The organism is Flavobacterium sp. CFBP9031, from assembly GCF_034044945.1.
Classification (GTDB): Bacteria; Bacteroidota; Bacteroidia; order Flavobacteriales; family Flavobacteriaceae; genus Flavobacterium.
The window spans coordinates 341,634-362,632 of record NZ_JAXCWF010000002.1 but is presented as its reverse complement, the minus strand read 5'-3'; the positions used below and the strand labels follow the sequence as shown (position 1 = coordinate 362,632).

Sequence of the window (20,999 nt, the reverse complement as noted above, 5' to 3'; positions counted from 1 at the left end):
TGCAAAAAATATATAAAATGAAAAGAAGAGAGTTTATCGAAAAAACAGCAGCGAGTACTGCCCTACTAAGTTTAGGATTGTCTTTGAGCAGTTTTGAAAGTAACGAGATTAAGCATTTAACCATTCTACATACTAATGATGTGCATAGCCACATTGACCCTTTTCCTGCTGATGATCCGCGTAATCCTAACAAAGGTGGTGTTTCTCGTCGTGCAACGTTGATTGAAACTATTCGTAAAGAAAACCCTAATGTGCTTTTATTGGATGCTGGTGATATTTTTCAAGGAACGCCATATTTCAATTATTACGGAGGTGAATTAGAATTCAAATTGATGAGTATGATGAAATATGATGCTTCTACAATTGGAAATCACGATTTTGATAATGGTCTTGACGGATTATATGCTCAGCTTCCGCACGCAACTTTTGACTTTATCAACTCTAACTACGATTTTAAAAATACGGTTATGGACGGACATGTGAAACCGTACAAAATCTTTAATAAAAATGGAATTAAGGTTGGTGTTTTTGGTGTCGGAATTGAATTGCAAGGTTTAGTAGACAAAAAACTATACCTTGAAACGGTTTACAATAATCCAGTTGAAGTTGCTCAGGATATGACAAAACTTTTAAAGCAAGAACAAAAATGCGATTTGGTAATTTGTCTTTCGCATTTGGGTTATAAATACAAAGATGATGCAACAAAAATTAGTGATTTGACATTTGCAGAACAAACGCAAGACATTGATTTAATTATTGGAGGACATACGCATACTTTCTTAGACAAACCTACAATTGTAAAGAATAAGGCTGGAAAAGAGGTTCTTGTTAATCAAGTTGGGTGTTACGGAATTAATTTAGGCCGTATCGATTTCTATTTTGATAAAAACAAAGCGCATACAAACCAAAGTGCAACTATTATTGTATAGTCTTTTTTTGAATTCTAGCTTTTTCTAAAAAGTATTCTACCATAAAGAAATAAGCTAGAATTTGAGTTGTATCTCGTATTAAAACTAAAACAATAGAATACGAGAAATATTCATTAAAAATATAAAAAATATCTGAGAAAATGTAACTTATAGCCATGAGCGACATCAGTAGCGCTATATGTGTTCCTTTTGTGATGTAACTTACAAAACAGAAATAGCTCAATATACTCAGAACTATTCCGTACACGGTGTATATTACAATAAATTTTCTCATACTGTCGAGCTGCAGGCTCAAAACAGAGATTAACAAATAGACGATAAAAACAACTACAATAGAAATTGGCAGAATATCGCGTTTGGTTAATCTGATTCTTTCGTGCTGTCGAATAAATATAGTGACGATTAAACTATAAACAACTAGAAAACTGAGTACTCCTCCTAATTCAGAGCTCTCAACATCCATTAAATCATAAACTTGTCCAACAAAACAGAATAAAAAAATCAATCCTTCTGTTTTCCCCATTTGAAACTCACTGCTAATTAAATAATAAATAAAAATAGCAGGGAGAACAATGGCTTTTGCATATGTCGCAAAAACATCTTGTTCTCTCCAATCAAAAATGATGGTACAAAACAAGCCGAAAAAGAACAAAATTAATGATGGTTTATTAGGCTTCATTCAATTTGTTTATAAAGTCTTCTTCTGATAATATAGTGATGTTCAACTTTGTTGCTTTCTCTAGTTTTGCTGGTCCCATATTATCTCCCGCGACTACAAAATCTGTTTTTGCAGAAATTGAGCTTCCTACTTTTCCTCCGTTATCTTCGATAGCCTTCTTTAATTCATCTCTAGAAAATTGACTAAAGACGCCAGAAACCACAAAAGTTTTTCCAACAAATTTATCAGTAGCATTTGGGTTTATTTTTTCTTCAATTTCAAATTGAATTCCATAACTTTTTAATCGTTCAATAATTTTTCTATTTTCTTCATTTTCGAAGAATTCGATAACACTTTTAGCAATTCTTTCTCCAATTTCATCAACCAAAATTAAATCCATTAAAGAAGCCTGTGCTAAAGCATCTATGTTTTTGTAATGTTTGGCTAGTTTTTTGGCAACTGTTTCTCCAACAAAACGAATTCCAAGTGCAAACAATACGCTTTCGAACGGAATTTCTTTTGATTTCTGAACTCCGTTAACCAGATTTTCAGCAGATTTTTGAGCCATTCTTTCCAAATGCAGAATGTCTTCAACTTTCAATTCATACAGATCGGCATAATTGTGCACTAGGTTATTTTTGAAAAGCAGCGCCACTGTTTCTCCTCCAAGTCCTTCAATATCCATTGCTTTTCTAGAAATGTAATGCTGAATTCTTCCAATAATCTGCGGAGGACATCCGTAAAAATTAGGACAATAATGATTTGCTTCTCCTTCATTTCTCACCAATTCTGTCTCACATTCAGGGCAATGCGTAATATAATGCGTTTTTTCTGAATCTTCCGGTCGTTTCTCTAAATCTACTGCAATGATTTTCGGGATAATTTCTCCTCCTTTTTCAACAAAAACAGTATCATTTATTCTAATATCTAATTTTTCAATTTGATCGGCGTTATGAAGAGAAGCTCTTTTTACAATAGTTCCAGCTAGCTGAACAGGTTCTAAATTAGCAACTGGTGTAATAGCTCCAGTTCTTCCAACTTGATACGAAATTGATTTTAATTTAGTTGAAACTTGTTCTGATTTAAATTTGTAAGCAATTGCCCAACGTGGCGATTTTGCTGTATACCCCAATTCTTCCTGATGCTGAATGCTGTTGACTTTTACAACAACTCCATCTGTTTCATAAGGCAAATTATGACGGTGAACATCCCAATAATCAATGAAGTCAAAAACTTCTTGCATACTATTAACTAGTTTTGCTTCTTTTGGAACTTTAAAGCCCCAGCTTCTGGCTAATTCTAGTCCTTCATATTGTGTTTTAAAAGGCAGATTGTTTCCTGTTACAAAATAAAGCAAGCATTCTAGCGGGCGTTTGGCTACCTCAGCACTGTCTTGTAATTTTAAACTTCCCGAAGCGGTATTTCTTGGGTTTGAATATGGAGTTTCGCCAATTTCTATTAATTCTTGATTCATTTTTTCAAAACCAGCAAACGGAAGAATAATTTCTCCACGAATGTCAAACTTATCAGGATAATTTCCTTTTAAATGCAACGGAACTGATTTTATGGTTTTTATGTTGCTCGTTACCTCATCTCCTTGAAAACCATCTCCACGCGTTAAGGCCTGAACTAATTTTCCGTTTTCGTACGTAATACTTATTGAGGCTCCATCGTATTTTAATTCGCAGGTATATTGCAAGTTTACGTTTCCTAAAACTTTCTGAATGCGGTTTTCCCAATCTAAAAGATCTTCTTTAGAATAAGAATTATCCAAAGAATACATTCTGTATTGATGCGGTATGGTTTTGAAATTTTTGGTTACTGTTCCTCCTACTCGCTGAGTTGGCGAATTTTCGTCAAAAAACTCTGGGTGTTTATTTTCTAAATCCTGAAGCTCTTTTAGCTTAATATCAAAATCATAATCTGAAATTGTAGCATTGTCTAACACATAGTAATTATAGTTGTGTTGATTAAGTTCATTTCGTAATGCTTGAATGGTCTCTTGAATGCTCATAAATAGTAAAATATTGCAGATTATAATAATGTAAAACTGAATATCAAAATTAGAATTTATTTTTGTTCCAATGCAGAAAAAATAAAAGTTTTAAAAAATCAAAAATCAGACTGCAAATCCATGCAGTCTGATTTCCTCCTTGTCCATTATTCTTAAAAAAGAATTAAAAAAACCAACTTCCAAATGGTTTCGACGTTTTATATTTTTAACTGAAAATCAATACTTTACAGTACAAATATAGAACTATTTTTGAATAATGATAAAATCTGAACGTCTATTTAGCACATGCTCCTCTTCAGAACATTTTACACCATTTTTACATCTGTTGATTAATCGGGTTTCTCCGTAACCAATTGCACTTTCAATTCTAGAAGCATCTATGCCTTGAGAAAGGATATAATCTCGAGTTGATTTTGCTCTATTATCTGAAAGTTTCAAGTTGTACGAATCCTTTCCGCGTGAATCGGTATGCGATTCAATTTTGATTCTGATGTTTGGAAACTTCTGCATGATGAAGACCACTTTAGACAATTCTTCTACAGCTTTTGGTGTAATGTCATACTTGTCATAATCGAAGTAAATTGGATTTACATCCACTTTTTCAACTCCTTGTTTTTTAACAACTAAGTCATCATAATTGCTCAATTCAAAATTTACATCTTTTATTTCGCCACCATTTTCACCAGTTGTTTCTACTGTTTTATCATCACTACTGTAATTTTGTTTTGCGGCAATCATTTTTACCACTTTGTTGCAAGGAACTTCAATAGCATATTTTCCGTCAAAGTTTGTTTTGGTTTCGCCCAGAACTTCACTAAAAGAGTTATACGCCATTATCGTAACATCTGTTAAAGGCTTTTTTGTTTTATGATCGATAGCCATTCCAGAAATACTTTGGTTGCAAACTGGTTTTCCTTTTACAAAAGAGTAAATATCATCATCGCCCTTTCCTCCTGCTCTGTTGGAAGAAAAATAGCCATAAGCATCTGTTCTATCAATTATAAAAGAAAAATCATCTTTGTTACTATTGATAGGAGCTCCAAGATTTCTTGGGATAGAAAATGTTCCATCGGGTAAAAGTTTACTTTCATAGACATCTAAATCACCCCAGCCATAATGTCCATCAGACGAAAAATATAAAACTCCGTTTTGGTAAAATGGAAACACTTCGTTGCCAATCGTATTAATATTTGGCCCTAGATTTTTAGGAGAACTCATGGTTCCGTCGGCCGCAATTTTCACCATGTACAAATCTGTTTCGCCTTGACCTCCAGGCATGTCTGAAGCAAAGAAAAGCAATTGTCCGTCTTCGCTTAATGATGGATGTCCAACAGAATAATCGTCGCTATCAAAAAATACTTTCTGAGGATTTTCTAATTTATTATTGACAATTGATCCTTTGACAATCTGGAAATTGTTTACTCTGGCCTCATCAACAACCAATTTATTTTTCTTTACAATATTGGTCGAATAATAAATAGTACTTCCTTTACTATCAAAACTTGCCGTAGCTTCATGATATTTGGTCATTACGTTTGGAAGAAAAACCGTCTCGTTGAATAAACTTCCGTCTGCCGGATTTCTTTCTGCAATGTACAAATTAAGAAAAGGCTGATTGTTCCAGGTATACAATTTTTCACTAAACTTTGTTGTATCACGAGCTGACGTAAATACTACATTATCTTTAAAAAATGTGGCTCCAAAATCTGATTTGCTGGTATTGATATCCAAATTTTTAATAGTGTAAAGCGGTTTTGCTTTTGCAACGCTGTCCATATATTTTTTCTGGGCAACATATTTATTAATCTCTGCTTTATCACCTTTTTTATCTAGATATTCTTTTGTGATTTTATCTGCCTCATCATAATCCATAACTGCTTTCATAGATTGAATATAACGCAGGTAGTAAATATCAGTCAGATTATTTCCTTGCACTTCATACAATTTTCTATACCATTTTAGAGCATTTCTAGAATCTGAAATAAAATAGTAGGAATCTGCCGCGTTCTTCAAAGTCTGTGCTGACGGATCTTTTATGTTTTGCAAACATTCTTCGTAAGCTTTGGAAGCATCCAAATAAGAGAAGTTTTTAAACAAAGCATCAGCTTTCTTTAAGTTAGTTTTTTGAGCGAAACTAAACGTAACGCTCAAAATTAAACATAGGATATATAGTTTTCTCATAAGTTTTGGTTTTAGAAGAATCGAGGAGATTTAATTTTGCTTTGGTTTTTCACAAATTGATAACGCAAGATGATCTCGTGTGAGCCATCATTGTATTTATTCAATTGGCTTACAGTATAATCAAAAGCATATCCAAGATAGAAACTTGGTGATATTTGAAAACCTGCCAGTATGCTTATCGAATCATCTGTTCGATACGCTCCTCCTATAACAAACTTTTCTTGAATCATGAAATTTGCTGATATATCTGCGGTAAGCGGTGCTCCACTTACTGCTTTTACTAAAAATGCTGGTTTAAATTTCAAATTTGGATTCAAATCAAAAACATATCCCCCCATTAAATAGTAGTGCAAACGATCATAGTCTATAGATTCTTTTACATCGTCATAGTAATCATTCTGAATAAAACTTGGAATAGAGAATCCTACATACCATTTTTCTGTATAGTAGTAAATACCCGCTCCTACAGCTAGTTTCATCTGATTGTTAATGTTCTGATTTAACAAAACATCATCATCATCGTAGTATCTTCCTTTAGACCAATCGATGTTTAACATTCTCGTACCGGCTTTTATACCAAAAGCTAATCTTTTTTCATATCCGAGAGGTAATGAATAAGAGAAGTTCCCATCAAGATATAGCTCATTTGAAGGTCCGATTTTATCATTTACAATACTTAGACCTACTCCCAATTTTTCATTTCTAAGAGGAGCATGAATAGAGAAAGATTGTGTTTCTGGAGCTCCAGGCATTCCGACCCATTGAGAACGATACAAAAGTGCTGCTTCTATGGTTCCGGTAGATCCAGCATACGCTGGATTTACCGCCATAGTGTTATACATATACTGGGTATATTCGGGATCTTGTTGTGCCGAAGCGCAAACCGTAATAAAAGAACATATTAAAATGAAATATGTTTCTAATGATTTTATATATAGTTTCATAACGATACTTATTTAGTTTAATTAATTAGATGATTAATAGAAGTGGATTATCTCATAATAGATAACCAGCCTTTTTTAACCGTTCCATCTCCAATGGTAATCACATAAAAATAAGTACCTGTTGGCAGCATATCTCCTCTATTAACTACACCGGATACATTTGCTGTACCGTTCCAATCATTTTCATAACGTGTTTTACTATACACTAATGCTCCGTATCTGTTAAATACTTTCAGTTCGTTGTTTGGATAAGACTCAATACAGTCAATTCTGAACAAATCGTTTTTACCATCATTGTTTGGAGTAAACTCATTGTAAACAGTTAGACAAATTGGCTCTATTGTAACCGAAGCTGAATTATTTGATGCATCAACATCTAAAGGAGTCGAAGTTTCTACAGTTGCTACACTTGTATAATTACCATTTGGCAATACTTCTGCAACAATTGTCAATACTACACTCTGACCTGCATTTAGCGTTGGTATTGTCCAAAGCTGTGTTGCTGGATCATATGTTCCTGATGTAGCAGATGAACTCACTAATTGTAAACCACTAGGAAGTAAATCACTAACAAGTGTGTTAATGAAATCGCCTTCACCTACATTATTTACTGTAATCGTAAACGTTACTTTATCTCCAAAGTTCGGTGTTGGATTATCTACAGTATGCGTAATAGTTAAATCTGAACAGCTTGCAACAGTAACATCTAATGTTTTAATTGTTCTTTCGTCGCAATTATTAACATAAGCTACAGTTACTTTTCCTGGACCAATATCTGACCAAGAAACTGTTACAGAACCATCGTTTGTACCACCGCCTGAAACAATTGTACCTCCATTAATAGTCCATACATAATTAGATTTACCATTTGCAATTGAATACGTTACACCTTTGAATACACAAGGAGTATCATCTGTAGTAGCAAGCTGAACGGCAGCATCATTTTCGAATGCAATTGTAACTCCTAATCTTGGTCCGTTATCACAACCGTTAAATGTGTTGGTCAATGCTCCTGCATAATAAGTCGTTGCTGTAAGCGGAGTTGTATTTGCTAGTGCTATTCCGCCAGTTGCAGATGCGTACCAAACTACATTTGTTTCGTTTACAAAAATACTAGCCAATGTTGGCAAAGCTGATAAACAGAATGTTTGTGTAGTTCTTGGTGTTGTAATTACGCTTGGCGAATTAACATTTACCATAACAGCTAATCTAGCTGGGTTTTCGCATCCAATCGCACTTGAAACTGCACCATAATATGTACCTGTTACAAGAGCTGTTGTTGGCGCAATTGCTGTTCCACCTGTAGCTGTGCTATACCAAACAACATTTGCTTCGTTTACTTGAATATTTGCCACTGTTGGCGAATTTAAAGTACAGAAGTTTTGTGTTGTGTTAGCTGTAGTAGGTGTTGGACTTGGATTAACTAAGGTAACAGTCACCTGAAGACGAGTTGAACTTTCACATCCTGATGGATCAACTATATTTCCGAAATAAATTCCTGAAGTAAGCGCTGTTCCTGCTGGAATTACTGTTCCTCCTGTCGCTGCTGTAAACCATGTTACATTGCTTTCGTTTACCTGAATATTGGCAATAGTTGGAGCATTTGCAGAACAGAAAGTCTGTGCTGTACTATTTGTCGTTGGATTCAATGTATTACCAACTGTTACAGCCACTTGCAATCTGACACTGCTTTCGCAACCTGTTACTGGATCTTTAATTGCTCCGAAATAAGTTGTTGTAGTTAGCGCAGTTGTCGCAGCCAAAGCAGTTCCTCCTGTTTGAGTTGTGTACCAAACTACATTACTCTCATTCACTTGAATATTAGCAACTGTAGGATTTGTACCTGTGCAGAAAGTTTGTGTAGCAGCAGTTGTTGTTGGTGTTGCAGGGTCAGTCACATTTATATCAACTGTTAATCTTGAAGCGCTTTCGCATCCTGTTACAGGATCTAAAATTGCTGCAAAATACTGGCCTGTCGTTAAAGCCGTTGCTGATGGAATTATTGTTCCGCCTGTTAAAGCTGTATACCAAACAATATTTGTTTGATTAAACTGAACACTTGCAAAAGTCGGTGCATTAACCAAACAGAAGTTTTGTGTTCCTGCTGTTACTAAAGTCGGTGTTCCTGGATCGTTTACAATTACATCAACTGTTAATCTTGAAGCGCTTTCGCAACCTGTTGCTGGATCTAAGATCGCTGCAAAATACTGTCCTGTTGTTAAAGCTGTAGTTGGAGCAATTACTGTCCCACCTGTTAAAGCTGTGTACCAAACAATATTAGTTTCATTAGTTTGGATGCTTGCAAATGTCGGAGCATTAACCAAACAGAAGTTTTGCGTGCCTGCTGTTACTAATGTTGGTGTTCCCGGATCATTTACAATCACATCAACTGTTAATCTCGCAGCACTTTCGCAGCCTGTTGCTGGGTCTGAAATTGCAGCAAAATATTGGCCTGTTGTTAAAGCTGTTGTAGACGCAATTACTGTCCCGCCTATTAAAGCTGTGTACCAGACAATATTAGTTTCATTAGTTTGGATGCTTGCAAATGTTGGAGCATTAGCCAAACAGAAGGTTTGTGTTCCTGCTGTTACTAAAGTCGGAGTTCCCGGATCACTTACAATCACATCAACTGTTAATCTCGCAGCACTTTCACAGCCTGTTGTCGGGTCTGAAATTGCAGCAAAATATTGGCCTGTTGTTAAAGCTGTTGTTGGAGCGATCAATGTTCCGCCTGTTAAAGCTGTATACCAAACAATATTTGCTTGATTAAACTGAACGCTTGCAAATGTCGGAGCATTAGCCAAACAGAAGTTTTGCGTTCCTGCTGTTACTAAAGTCGGTGTTCCTGGATCGTTTACAATTACATCAACTGTTAATCTTGTAGCACTCTCGCAACCTGTTGTTGGATCTGAAATTGACGCAAAATATTGTCCTGTTGTCAAAGCTGTTGTCGGTGCAATTACTGTCCCGCCTGTTAAAGCTGTGTACCAAACAATGTTAGTTTCGTTTGTCTGAATGCTTGCAAATGTCGGAGAATTAGCCAAACAGAAGTTTTGTGTTCCTGCTGTTACTAATGTCGGTGTCCCCGGATCGTTTACAATCACATCAACTGTTAATCTTGTAGCGCTTTCGCATCCTGTTGCAGGATCTGAAATTGCTGCAAAATACTGGCCTGTTGTTAAAGCTGTTGTTGATGGAATCAATGTTCCGCCAGTTAAAGCCGTATACCAAACAATATTCGCTTGATTAAACTGAACGCTTGCAAATGTTGGAAGGTCTTCTTTACAGAAAGTTTGTGTTCCTACTGTTACCAACGTTGGAGTTCCTGGATCGCTTACAATTACATCAACTGTTAATCTTGCAGCACTTTCACATCCTGTTGTCGGATCGCTAATCGCCGCAAAATATTGGCCAGTTGTCAGAGCTGTAGTAGATGGAATCAATGTTCCGCCTGTTAAAGCTGTATACCAAACGATATTTGTTTGATTAAACTGAACACTTGCAAAAGTCGGCGCATTAGCCAAACAGAAGTTTTGTGTTCCTGCTGTTACTAAAATCGGTGTTCCTGGATCGTTTACAATTACATCAACTGTTAATCTTGAAGCGCTTTCACAGCCTGTTAATGGATCTGAGATTGATGCAAAATACTGGCCAGTTGTCAGAGCCGTAGTAGCTGGAATCAATGTTCCGCCTGTTAAAGCCGTATACCAAACAATGTTAGTTTCATTCGTCTGGATGCTTGCAAACGTAGGAGCATTTGCCAAACAGAAGTTTTGCGTACCTGCTGTTACTAATGTTGGAGTTCCTGGGTCATTTACAATTACATCAACTGTTAATCTTGTAGCGCTTTCACAACCTGTTGTTGGGTCTGAGATTGCTGCAAAATACTGTCCTGTAGTTAGAGCCGTAGTAGATGGAATTAATGTTCCGCCTGTTATAGCTGTATACCACACAATGTTAGTTTCATTCGTCTGAATGCTGGCAAATGTAGGAAGATCTTCTTTACAGAAAGTTTGTGTTCCTGCTGTCACCAACGTTGGAGTTCCTGGATCGCTTACAATTACATCGACTGTTAATCTTGAAGCGCTTTCGCAACCTGTTGCTGGATCTGAGATCGCTGCAAAATACTGTCCTGTGGTTAAAGCTGTAGTAGATGGAATCAATGTTCCACCTGTTAAAGCCGTATACCAGACAATATTAGTTTCATTAGTCTGAATGCTGGCAAATGTAGGCTGATCTACCTGACAGAAATTTTGTACTCCTGCTGTTACTAATGTAGGTGTTCCTGGATCGTTTACATTTACTGTTACTTCCAATCTCACTGAACTTTCACAGCCTGTAAGTGCATCTGTAGCTGCTCCGTAGTAAATTCTGCTTACTAAAGGAGTTGTTGAGGCAATTACATTTCCACCTATCGCTGCATCATACCAAATAACATTGCTCTCGTTTACTTGAATATTTGCAACTGTAGACGCAGAAGATAAACAGAAATTCTGAGTATCGTTTGTAGTTGTTGGCGTATTTGGATCGCTAACTATAATTACTGCATCTTGTAATGTTCCTGCTAAATTTTCACACGTATTAGTGCTTGAAACCGCTACATAATAGGTTATCGGACTTACTGCTTTTGTTAAACCTGTAGCAGTTAAAATACCAGCCCCATCTATTGCATAAGTAACCCCTGCTATTACAGCGCCATTTGTAATTGGTTGCGTTTTAGCAGCGTCTAAATACCAAGTAAATACTGAGCTAGTTAATGCTGGTGCAGTCGGAGTTAATGATGCTGATAAGCCTGGGCAAACCGTTACATCATCAACCAAAATATCACTTCCTATTGAAGGAGGCAAAATTGTGAATGTGATTTGTTTTCTATCTGCTGCTGCAGTTTCACACAATTCATCTGAACTCACTCCAACGAAATAAGTATAAGTTCCCGGAGCCAATCCGTTTACTATCAACTGTGCAGTTAGTTCACCAGGAATTAACTGACTTGTTGTTCCATTAAAACTATACCAATGGTATACAGGATTTGTTAAAACAGGAGTTCCGCTTAAACCTGTTGCTAAAATTACAGTTCCAGAAGCAGAACAAATTGATGTTGCTGTTCCTCCGTTTAACGTAATATCTGTTAAAGCATTTACTGGGGCAGAAGCTTTTACTTCAACAGTAACTTCTCCTCTTGCATAACTTTCACAACCGTAACGTACTGGTTGTACATAATACTTGTAAATACCTGCAGTTAAGTTGTCTGGCAATGTAAAAGTTGGTCCGCTAGCCACCAAGTTTCCTCCTGTCTCGGCATCATACCATCGATAGGTTGAACAGGCGACTTCAGGAATCTGGAGTTCAATTTCGCTGCCCGGACAGACCGTAATTTTATTCTGCGGATCTGCTCCAATAACGGTGGTGTTAGCTGTTCTTTCTACAGTATGAACTCTTAAGAAATCTAATACTCCAGCAACACCTCCTAAACGAATTCTAACTCTATCATAAATTTCTGTTGGAGAAGACACTAATACCATTGCCAAAGAATTTCCTGGCAATAATTTTATACTCAATAATGTACTTGTATTTTGAATTGGAGCACCAACTGCCACATTTCCTAAATAACGCTGAATTGAGAATCCTGTAAGCAGATTCACGCTTAAAAGACTGCCTGGTTTTGAAACCACAATTCTTAAAGTATCACTAAGAACAGAAGGTGTTTTAAATTGCACCGTTAAATCTGCTGCTGCCGCAACTCCAACTCCACTATACATTGTAGCAAAAGTTGTTACGTCATTATCAGCAACATTCCAAGCATCACTTACACCTATTAAAGCAGTTGCCGCGCCTATAGGAAGGTTTATATCTGTAGCGCCATAAAAAATATCCTGAATATCTCCTGGAGTACAAGTTACAGCAGTAACTGGTTTATTATAATGAGCTTCAAATACTTTTGTATTTTGAGCAAGACTTAAAATTGAAGAAGATACAATACGAATACCATCATAATCTTGCGGACCTGATGCATCTGAAGGAACAAAAGTAAACTCATAAGTATTGTCTCCTGAAATTAGTTTTAATAGCGATCCCGACACAGGCTGCATTGCTCCAATAAGATTACCTCCAATAGTTCCTACTACCGATAAGTTCTCTCCAACAGCCAACAAACTATATTCAGATCCTAATTTAACTGTAACAGGAGTACCTTTAGTAATAGGAGCTGACCAAGTTAAATTCTGCCATGTTGTGCCAATTCCTAAAAGTCCTAAACCTGTAGTAATTGTTGAGAATGTCTGAGGATTTCCATCAATTGCATTTGCATTGTTTGAAACACTCCCAGTAAGTATAAAGCCTTCACTTTCTCCTGATGCATAAACTCGTTCTGTCAAGTTTTGACAGCTAGTAAGATCTATCACATTGATTACCTTAGTTGCAGTAACACTACAAGTTCCTAAAGTTGCAACAGCCGTGTAGGTGTAAACTCCCGGAACATTTAAAGAACCTGTTGTAAATGGAGGACCTGCAAGCGCAACACCTTGTGGATTAAACCATGTTACAGTTCCTGTAGAAGTAGCATTTAACGCAACATCAGCTCCAACATTTACAGATTCTTGCGGATTAGTCACCACTAAAGTTGGTACCGCATTAATTGTTACGGTCACAGATTGTCTAGCTGACGGGCAAGTGCTTGTCGCGCCCTGTGCTTGTATAGAATAAATACCACTTACTGTTACATTTGCAGCAGCATCGGCGGTCATTACATTATTTAAAGGATCATAAAAAGTATAAGTAGCTGCTGAATCAAAATTAGTGATTGCATTAGCCAAATTGGCGCTACCACAGGCTACTAATGGAGTAGTGATAACCGTTAAAGGCGTTGTTGAAGGGAAATTAACCGTTACTAGTTTTAAATCTCCATTCACATTCTCACAAGTACCTCCATTAACTGCAGATATATATAAATTGTAAGGAGAATTTAAAGTTGTTAAACCAGTTAATGAAAGAACACCAGTAATAGGATCTTTTGCAAATGTTATGCTTCCATCTACACTTCCATCTACAATTTCTGTTACTTTATTTTGATCTCTATAATACTTAAACTGAACACCAGCAATATCAGAAGATGGAGTTAAAACTGCCTCTCCAGAACAAGTAGCTTCAACTGGACTTGTAATTAAAATATTTGCCGCAGTCGGAATTGGTAAAACATTAACAGTAACCGCTTGGCGTAAGCTGTTAACACAACCTCCTCGTGTTGCTTCTAAGTAGTATGTAGTTGTAGTTGTTAATGGAGCTGTTGGAGCTACGCTTACAACATTTCCTAAAGTTGGAGAATCATACCATTGAAAGGTTTCTCCTCCTGTTGAAGTTGCAGATAAATTAGCTGTTTGACCAGCACAAATTGGTACCGCTGCTCCAGTTATTGTGGCATTTGGAAATCTATAAGAAGCTCCATAAATGTTTACAGTTGTCAATAAACCAACCAATGCTCCCAATCTAATATCCACTCTATCAAATGCAGCAGTTGTTGGGTAACTAACTTTGAATTTGTTTCCTGATAATACCTGTAAGTTCAATAAACTATTGTTTACTGCAAGTCTGCCTGGGTTTTCAACTCCTGCTAAAGAAGTTCCAATGCTTACAGATCCCAGCAATGCAATATCAGCAAGACCGCCTGGTAATTCTAATTCAACATCAATAATATCCCCCGCCTGACCAGGTGTTAGAAAATTTAGTTGTTGTTGTATGTATGAATTAAGTACTCCCGCAGTTATTGTCAAAGAAGAAAATGTATTTGGATTTCCGTCAACAGCGTTAGGTCCGTTCACACCATTACATAGAACACATAATAAACCAGGGTCAACCGTTATGGCTTGTGTACTTGGTTGCAAACAAGTACTAACTGTATTGGTTACGATCACATTAATAGCAGCTCTTGAAGTACTTCTACAATCTGATGCCGTATTTACAGCTTCAACATAAAATGTTTTATTTGCCGTTAAAACCGGATTAGGTATATAAGTATTACTACCAGAACCTTGCAAAAGATTTCCTGCTGTCGGCGCATCATACCATAAATAAGAAACTCCAGGGCTACTTACAACAGACAGCTGTACATTCTGACCTGACTGAATAATAACGCTAGAAGATACAGGGACTGGTGTCGCTGGTCTCGGATTTACATTTACATTTACCGCTGTACGAGAACTTAAACAAGTTCCAATTACTGCTTCAACATAATAAGTAGTTGGAACAGTTAGATTTGGAGTTGTAAAAGAAGTTCCTGTAAATACCAAAGTTCCTCCTGTAGCAGCATCATACCAATTATACGTTGTGCCTGAAACTGGAGATTGAATTGTTATTGTTGTCGTTTCTCCACTACATAAATTTGCAGGAACAGTAGAAATCGCCGTTGGCGCCACTGGACTATCGACTGTAACAGTAAAAGGATTTCTTACACTATTAATGCAACCATTACGAGTTAATTCAACATAATAAGTTGCATTAGCTGTCAAGGCTGGAGTTGTAAACGAAGCTGTACTGCTTAATAAATTTCCGCCAGTTAAAGCATCATACCATCTAATAGTTTCGCCTAAAGCAAGATTAGCATTTAAAGTTGCTGTTTGTCCACTACAAATTGTAGTATTTCCAGAAACAACTGGAGCTTTATATCTATAGGCCGCTTGGTAAATATCCAAATTAGTTAAAAGACCAAGCACACCTCCTAAACGAACTTCAACACGGTCAAAATTTGCACCAGCCGTAACGCTTGCTCTATATCTAGTACCACTTAATAACTGTAAAGTAATAAGAGGATTATTAATCGTAACTCTATCATTATTATAAGTCGCACCATTATAAGTTGCTAAACTAATCGCACTTAACAACTGAACATCTGCCAAACCTCCTGGCAATTCTAAGTCAACATCAACAATATCACCAGCTTTTCCTGGATTTGTAAATTGTAATGTTTGCTGCATAGATCCTAATACATTGGCAGGAAGAGTAAGTCTTGTTGCTGTTGCAGGATTTCCGTCTACAGAAAAATTCGGATTTGTAGCATTACACAATAAACATACACCAACTTGAGAAGTTACCTGACTGCTGGCTTCAAGACATCCGCCTAAAGCTGCTGGCTGAACCGTTACAGTAACCGGTACTCTCGTTGCACTGACACAATTTCCGTTTGGGCTTTGCGCTTCAACGTAATACGTTTTAGTAGCTGTTAAAATTGGTGTTGTAAAGGTGGCTGTATTTGTTGCAACAGCTGTTCCTCCAGTTGAAGTTTCATACCAGTTTAATTGCGCTCCAACCTCTGTAGTCGATGCATTTAACGTTGCGTTCTGACCAGATTGAATAGTCACACTTTGTGTTAAAACTGTCGGTGTTATTGGAACGGCTGTAGAAACAACACTAACTGGCGTACGAGAACTAACACAGCTGCCAATAGCAGCCTCCACAAAAAATTGAGTAGTTCCTAATGGTACTGTTGGCGAATAAGTAGTTCCACTAGCTAAGACAGGACCACCAGTTGCCGAAGAGTACCAGTTGTAAGTTGTTCCTGGCGCCACATTTACAACCGATAAAGTTGTTTGCTGAGTTGCACCTGTAGAACAAACTGTTGTTCCAACATTACTAATTCCCGGAATCAATGGATTAGAAACATTCAAGACCACAGGTACACGAACATTTCCTTCGCAGCCTGCCGCTCTAGTTATTCCTATATAATATGTTGTATTTGCTGCTAAAGCAGGAGTTGTATACGTATTTCCTACTGCCAAAGCTGTTGTAGAAAATTCAGAACTATACCATGCCAGCGAAGTACCCGTTGCAGGTGTTGCTGTAAGAGTGGTTGGAACTCCCGCACAAACTGTCTGGGATAAACCTCCAGATACAGTTGGTTGTGCAAATTCTAACCTAACATCATAGACTCTTAAGCTTACCAAAAGACTTAAAAGGCCTCCACCAACTTGAATTTGAATTTGGTTGGTGTCACCCGTAATAGGGAATTTTGCAACAGCAACCGTATTGCCGCTTAGCAAATTCAAATTTAAAAGCGGATTATTTAAAGCCACACTTGAACCTACATTGGCTCCAGAATTTTTAGCTTGAACTGTTGCATTTGATAACAAGGTTAAATCAAGCAATCCGTTGCCTGTACCAAAGTATATCGCAACTTGGTCACCGGCTCGAGCCGTTTGATTTAAGGTCAATGTTTCTTCTGCAAAACATCCAAGTACTGCAACACCATTTGTTAAGGTTGCATAAGTGGATAAGCCAGCGCTATCATAAGCATTGGCAGGACTATTAACATCTACTCCTAAACACAAAAGCCCTCCTCCTGCACTATTTGTCTGAGACACAGGTCTACAAATAGTCTGAGAGAATGCATTGCTGCATATAAAGAATAACGTTAAAAGTCCTAATAATCTCATTTGAGGATTGAGACTACAAAAAGTAATTTTTTTTTTCATAATTTGGAAGATTAGAAAATGGACAATAAAACACCTCTTGCAGTAAGTGCAAGCACCTACGCAATTAAACAATCAGTTAAAAATCAAATAGTTAAAACAAACAATAGTAGCCTATAAAAAAAGCTGCTAAATTCTGTTTTAATAAAAAAATTATGTTGAATTCGGTATATCAAAGTATACCGTAGAACAAATTCTATCTCTGTGAGACAAAATAAGTTCTGCATTTTTAGAGGAAAAATGATTGTAATCAATTTTCCAAGAGGAGTGATTTGTTGCAGGCCTAATTTTCATAATGAAAATTTTAGTTGAAAGTAGAACTGGGGTTCTTTATATATGTTGATTCATTTTTTCAGAAAGTTGATTAGTCTTTTCTAAAATTAACTAGCTGTAAAAAACTAGTTCGAATCTATTTATATCCAATAAAATTATTCTCCCTTATCATTAGCCCGCCAAATGGGGTAATTAAAAGACAGCAAACTAAAATGTAAGCCTTTTGAAAAAAAATTAAGTATTAGGTAACGATCAAATTTATCGTTGAAACGAAGTAAGCGAAATAGGTTAAAAAATAAAACTAAAACAAAATGTACGATTAAGGTAAATTTGATAAAGAAAGTAATTGTCAATTCCATACGCAGACTTATTAGGTTGTGGTATAATTTCTCAATTTTCAATCTTAACAACATGGCATATAATTTTCTAACCAGTATGTCTTGAAAACCAAAAGAAAAATTTTGTTTAACTTTTGTTACCTAAAATTAGGAAAAACAAAAACATAAAACAAACATAAAATTCTTATAATTTATTCATAAAACTTTAATTTCAAAATTATAAACACATCAAAACATCAAGAAAACAGCTACTTTTAACATAATTAGCTTATAAATTTCACATTAAACAAAATATTAAACAAAATATGTTAAATCGATTTAACAAAGAATAATCTTACGTTTTAAATAATTTTATCGACAAAGCTATCCGTATTAAAGACCAATAGCCACAAAACTGTTTCACGAAAACTAAAAATCCAAAAAAAATGAAGACTTTAAAAAAAACAAGTAGAAATACGGGGTCAAAACTTTTAAAAAGATTAAACAAAAGTTAAAAAACAAAAAAAGCAGACAATTGCTAACAACTGTCTGCCTTATTCAAAAACCTTATAAAAATTATTTTAAGATTCTATAATTGTATTAATTTGATTAAACAACTGTCCATCACTTAAAAAAGCGCCTTGTTTAATCAATTCAAAAATCGAAGAATTACGTTCCTCTGTAAACACTTTCTTTCCAACTTTCATTTCAATATTGTCTGTAAACATATTATCGCTTAACCATTGAAGCCCTTCTTTAGTCAAAAAGTCTACCTCTGGAGAAAAAGTTTTCAAAACAATTGACTTAATATAAGTATCAAAACAATGAAATAGAAAAATATGGCTTTTAGAAAAATGTTCCAAATATTCTGCTCTACCTAATACACCTTCCCAAATCAAATCTGAAAAAACATCAAGTTCCTGTTCAGCAACTTCTGGCTTATTGACCTTAAGCTCTTCCCACTCTTTTCTATCTATTGTTTGTGTTGCCAAAAAACTTGCAAATTCAGCATGTAATTCGTCAAACTGCTCTTTTGTTAATCTTGCGTATTTCATTTCTTTTTTAGGCTTTATGCTTTACGCTGTGAGCTCTAAGCCAACAGCCATAAGTCTAATTATTACTATTAATCTTGTCTTAAACAAAAAAATCCCGACTTTCATCGGGATTTTTGTATAGATCTAAAAACTATTACTTTTCAGCAACAATTTCGTAAGCTAATTCAACGATTACATCTCTGTGTAAACGAACTGTAGCATTGTATTTACCTAAACGTTTTACAACACCGCTAGTGATGAATTTTCTATCGATAGCATTACCAGATTTCTCTAAAGCTGCAGCAATATCGATGTTAGTGATAGAACCAAAAAGTTTCTCTCCACCAGCTTTTGCAGTAAGTTTAATTTCAAGAGCTTTTAAAGTTTCAGCTATTGCTTTAGCATCAGCTACAACTTTAGCTTCTTTGTGTGCTCTTTGTTTTAGGTTTTCAGCTAAAACTTTTTTAGCAGAAGGAGTTGCTAAAGTAGCAAAACCTTGAGGAATTAAAAAGTTACGACCGTAACCAGGTTTTACAGATACTACATCATCTTTAAACCCTAGGTTTTGTACGTCTTGTTTTAAAATAATTTCCATGTTGTTGTCCTTATATTTTAGAAGTTAGGTTCTGATCAAACAGAAACCAGCGACTAGATTTTTTTATACTATTTTAATAAATCGGCCACGTATGGCATTAAAGCTAAGTGACGAGCTCTTTTTACAGCTACAGAAACTTTTCTTTGGTATTTTAATGAAGTTCCAGTTAAACGACGTGGAAGAATTTTTCCTTGCTCGTTAACGAATTTCAATAAGAAATCAGCATCTTTATAATCGATGTATTTGATTCCTGATTTTTTGAAACGGCAATACTTTTTAGTTTTGTTAGTTTCAATGTTTAAAGGCGTTAAATATCTGATATCTCCGTCTTTTTTTCCTTTTGCAGATTGCTCGATTGTAGACATAATAATTACGCTTTAGTAGATTTTAATTTTGCTCTTCTTCTCTCAGCCCATGAAATAGCATGTTTATCTAAACTTACAGTTAAGAAACGCATAACTCTTTCATCACGTCTGAATTCAGTTTCAAAAGCTAAAAGAACTTCTCCAGCTACTTTGAATTCGAATAAATGGTAAAAACCACTTTTTTTGTTTTGGATTTCGTAAGCCATTTTTTTAAGACCCCAATCCTCTTTCGATACCATTTCAGCTCCTCTACTAGTAAGAAATTCTTCAAATTTCGTTACTGTTTCCTTCACCTGAACCTCAGATAAAACGGGATTTAAAATGAAAACAGTTTCATAATGATTCATAAATAAAAAATTTATTTGTTAAAATTGGGTGCAAAAGTAAGCATTTAATTTACATATCCAACATTTTTTTTCTTTTATTCGTCATAATGCAAAAAAGATGCCTCAACCTTAGTTTTTTTTACAAAAAAATAATACATTTACTACTGCTATCCTGAATTTATTCTAAATATAAATGTTATGAAACTAAACTGTGTTGTTGTAGATGATAGTTCTATACAAAGGACAATTATTGCCAAATTGGTCAATAATCACCCAGGCTTGCATTTAATCGGGGATTTTTCTAATGCAATTGAAGCAAAAAGTTGTATCTCATTAAATAATATTGACTTAATATTTCTTGATATAGAAATGCCAGTTATTAACGGATTTGATTTTCTTGACGGATTAAAATCAAAACCGCAAATTATATTTATTACATCTAAAGCCGAATATGCCCTCAAAGCTTTCGACTATGACGCTACCGACTATCTTCAGAAACCTATTGCAGTAGATCGTTTTAATGCCTCGGTAAAGAGAGCAATTGATATGCATTTGCTTAAAAAAGATATCAAAGAAGAAGAAGGCGAACATATATTCATCAAAAGTAATCTAAAAAAACTTAAAATCTTCACTTCAAAAATAAAATGGATTGAAGCTTTTGGAGATTACGTAAGAGTAGTAACCGAAGACGACAGCAATTTGGTTCTCTCTACTATGAAGTCTTTTGAAAATGATTTATCCAAAGACAAATTTATTCGTGTTCACAAATCGTATATTATTAATATCGATAAGGTTGAACGATTCAATAGTAAATTTGCCGAAATTGGCATTACCAAAATACCGCTAAGCCGCAATAAAAAAGAGGATCTAGTAAAAGCACTTTCAACTTCTTCTTAAATTGTCGTT

At 35.6% G+C, this 20,999-nt stretch carries 11 protein-coding genes; 2 read left to right on the top strand and 9 right to left on the bottom strand.

The features are described 5' to 3' along the window. Positions 1-17 precede the first annotated feature (17 nt). On the top strand, positions 18-929 hold the full coding sequence (locus SOM12_RS05070; RefSeq protein ID WP_095927706.1) for a bifunctional metallophosphatase/5'-nucleotidase: 912 nt from the start codon (positions 18-20) through the stop codon (positions 927-929). Here SOM12_RS05070 and SOM12_RS05065 read toward each other — a convergent pair. The 9 genes from SOM12_RS05065 to rpsF form a co-directional block, all read right to left on the bottom strand. Further along, positions 919-1,608 (bottom strand): hypothetical protein, encoded by a 690-nt coding sequence (locus SOM12_RS05065; protein WP_320492632.1) that lies wholly within the window; start codon positions 1,606-1,608, stop codon positions 919-921. The two genes, SOM12_RS05070 and SOM12_RS05065, sit on opposite strands and share 11 nt — an antisense overlap. Then, positions 1,598-3,601 carry an NAD-dependent DNA ligase LigA gene (ligA, locus tag SOM12_RS05060; RefSeq protein ID WP_320492631.1) on the bottom strand — a complete coding sequence of 668 codons (2,004 nt, stop codon included), beginning with the start codon at positions 3,599-3,601 and terminating at the stop codon, positions 1,598-1,600. The genes SOM12_RS05065 and ligA overlap by 11 nt, the downstream gene beginning before the upstream one ends. A 243-nt stretch (positions 3,602-3,844) precedes the next feature. Next, complete coding sequence (locus tag SOM12_RS05055; RefSeq protein ID WP_320492630.1) at positions 3,845-5,782, bottom strand: OmpA family protein; 1,938 nt, start codon at positions 5,780-5,782, stop codon at positions 3,845-3,847. A gap of 11 nt (positions 5,783-5,793) precedes the next feature. After that, positions 5,794-6,726: a PorP/SprF family type IX secretion system membrane protein gene (locus tag SOM12_RS05050; protein ID WP_095927710.1), complete on the bottom strand. Its 933-nt coding sequence runs from the start codon at positions 6,724-6,726 to the stop codon at positions 5,794-5,796. Between the two features lie 47 nt (positions 6,727-6,773). Further along, positions 6,774-17,186 (bottom strand): gliding motility-associated C-terminal domain-containing protein, encoded by a 10,413-nt coding sequence (locus SOM12_RS05045; protein WP_320492629.1) that lies wholly within the window; start codon positions 17,184-17,186, stop codon positions 6,774-6,776. A gap of 1,168 nt (positions 17,187-18,354) precedes the next feature. Next, positions 18,355-18,828 (bottom strand): DUF6495 family protein, encoded by a 474-nt coding sequence (locus SOM12_RS05040; RefSeq protein WP_095927712.1) that lies wholly within the window; start codon positions 18,826-18,828, stop codon positions 18,355-18,357. Between the two features lie 133 nt (positions 18,829-18,961). Further along, positions 18,962-19,402 carry a 50S ribosomal protein L9 gene (gene rplI, locus SOM12_RS05035; RefSeq protein WP_095927713.1) on the bottom strand — a complete coding sequence of 147 codons (441 nt, stop codon included), beginning with the start codon at positions 19,400-19,402 and terminating at the stop codon, positions 18,962-18,964. 68 nt (positions 19,403-19,470) lie between these two features. Continuing rightward, positions 19,471-19,767, bottom strand: a complete 297-nt coding sequence (gene rpsR / locus SOM12_RS05030; protein WP_002987043.1) for a 30S ribosomal protein S18 — start codon at positions 19,765-19,767, stop codon at positions 19,471-19,473. Positions 19,768-19,772: 5 nt separating this feature from the next. Further along, positions 19,773-20,114: a 30S ribosomal protein S6 gene (gene rpsF / locus SOM12_RS05025; RefSeq protein WP_068842999.1), complete on the bottom strand. Its 342-nt coding sequence runs from the start codon at positions 20,112-20,114 to the stop codon at positions 19,773-19,775. Between the two features lie 177 nt (positions 20,115-20,291). Here rpsF and SOM12_RS05020 point away from each other — a divergent pair, with 177 nt between their 5' ends. After that, positions 20,292-20,990, top strand: a complete 699-nt coding sequence (locus tag SOM12_RS05020) for a LytR/AlgR family response regulator transcription factor (RefSeq protein ID WP_008463025.1) — start codon at positions 20,292-20,294, stop codon at positions 20,988-20,990. Positions 20,991-20,999 lie beyond the last annotated feature (9 nt).

Coding starts and splice junctions, on each gene's coding strand:
- SOM12_RS05070 (WP_095927706.1), top strand. CDS start 18: ATGAAAAGAAGAGAGTTTATCGAAAAAACAGCAGCGAGTACTGCCCTA.
- SOM12_RS05065 (WP_320492632.1), bottom strand. CDS start 1,608: ATGAAGCCTAATAAACCATCATTAATTTTGTTCTTTTTCGGCTTGTTT.
- ligA (WP_320492631.1), bottom strand. CDS start 3,601: ATGAGCATTCAAGAGACCATTCAAGCATTACGAAATGAACTTAATCAA.
- SOM12_RS05055 (WP_320492630.1), bottom strand. CDS start 5,782: ATGAGAAAACTATATATCCTATGTTTAATTTTGAGCGTTACGTTTAGT.
- SOM12_RS05050 (WP_095927710.1), bottom strand. CDS start 6,726: ATGAAACTATATATAAAATCATTAGAAACATATTTCATTTTAATATGT.
- SOM12_RS05045 (WP_320492629.1), bottom strand. CDS start 17,186: ATGAAAAAAAAAATTACTTTTTGTAGTCTCAATCCTCAAATGAGATTA.
- SOM12_RS05040 (WP_095927712.1), bottom strand. CDS start 18,828: ATGAAATACGCAAGATTAACAAAAGAGCAGTTTGACGAATTACATGCT.
- rplI (WP_095927713.1), bottom strand. CDS start 19,402: ATGGAAATTATTTTAAAACAAGACGTACAAAACCTAGGGTTTAAAGAT.
- rpsR (WP_002987043.1), bottom strand. CDS start 19,767: ATGTCTACAATCGAGCAATCTGCAAAAGGAAAAAAAGACGGAGATATC.
- rpsF (WP_068842999.1), bottom strand. CDS start 20,114: ATGAATCATTATGAAACTGTTTTCATTTTAAATCCCGTTTTATCTGAG.
- SOM12_RS05020 (WP_008463025.1), top strand. CDS start 20,292: ATGAAACTAAACTGTGTTGTTGTAGATGATAGTTCTATACAAAGGACA.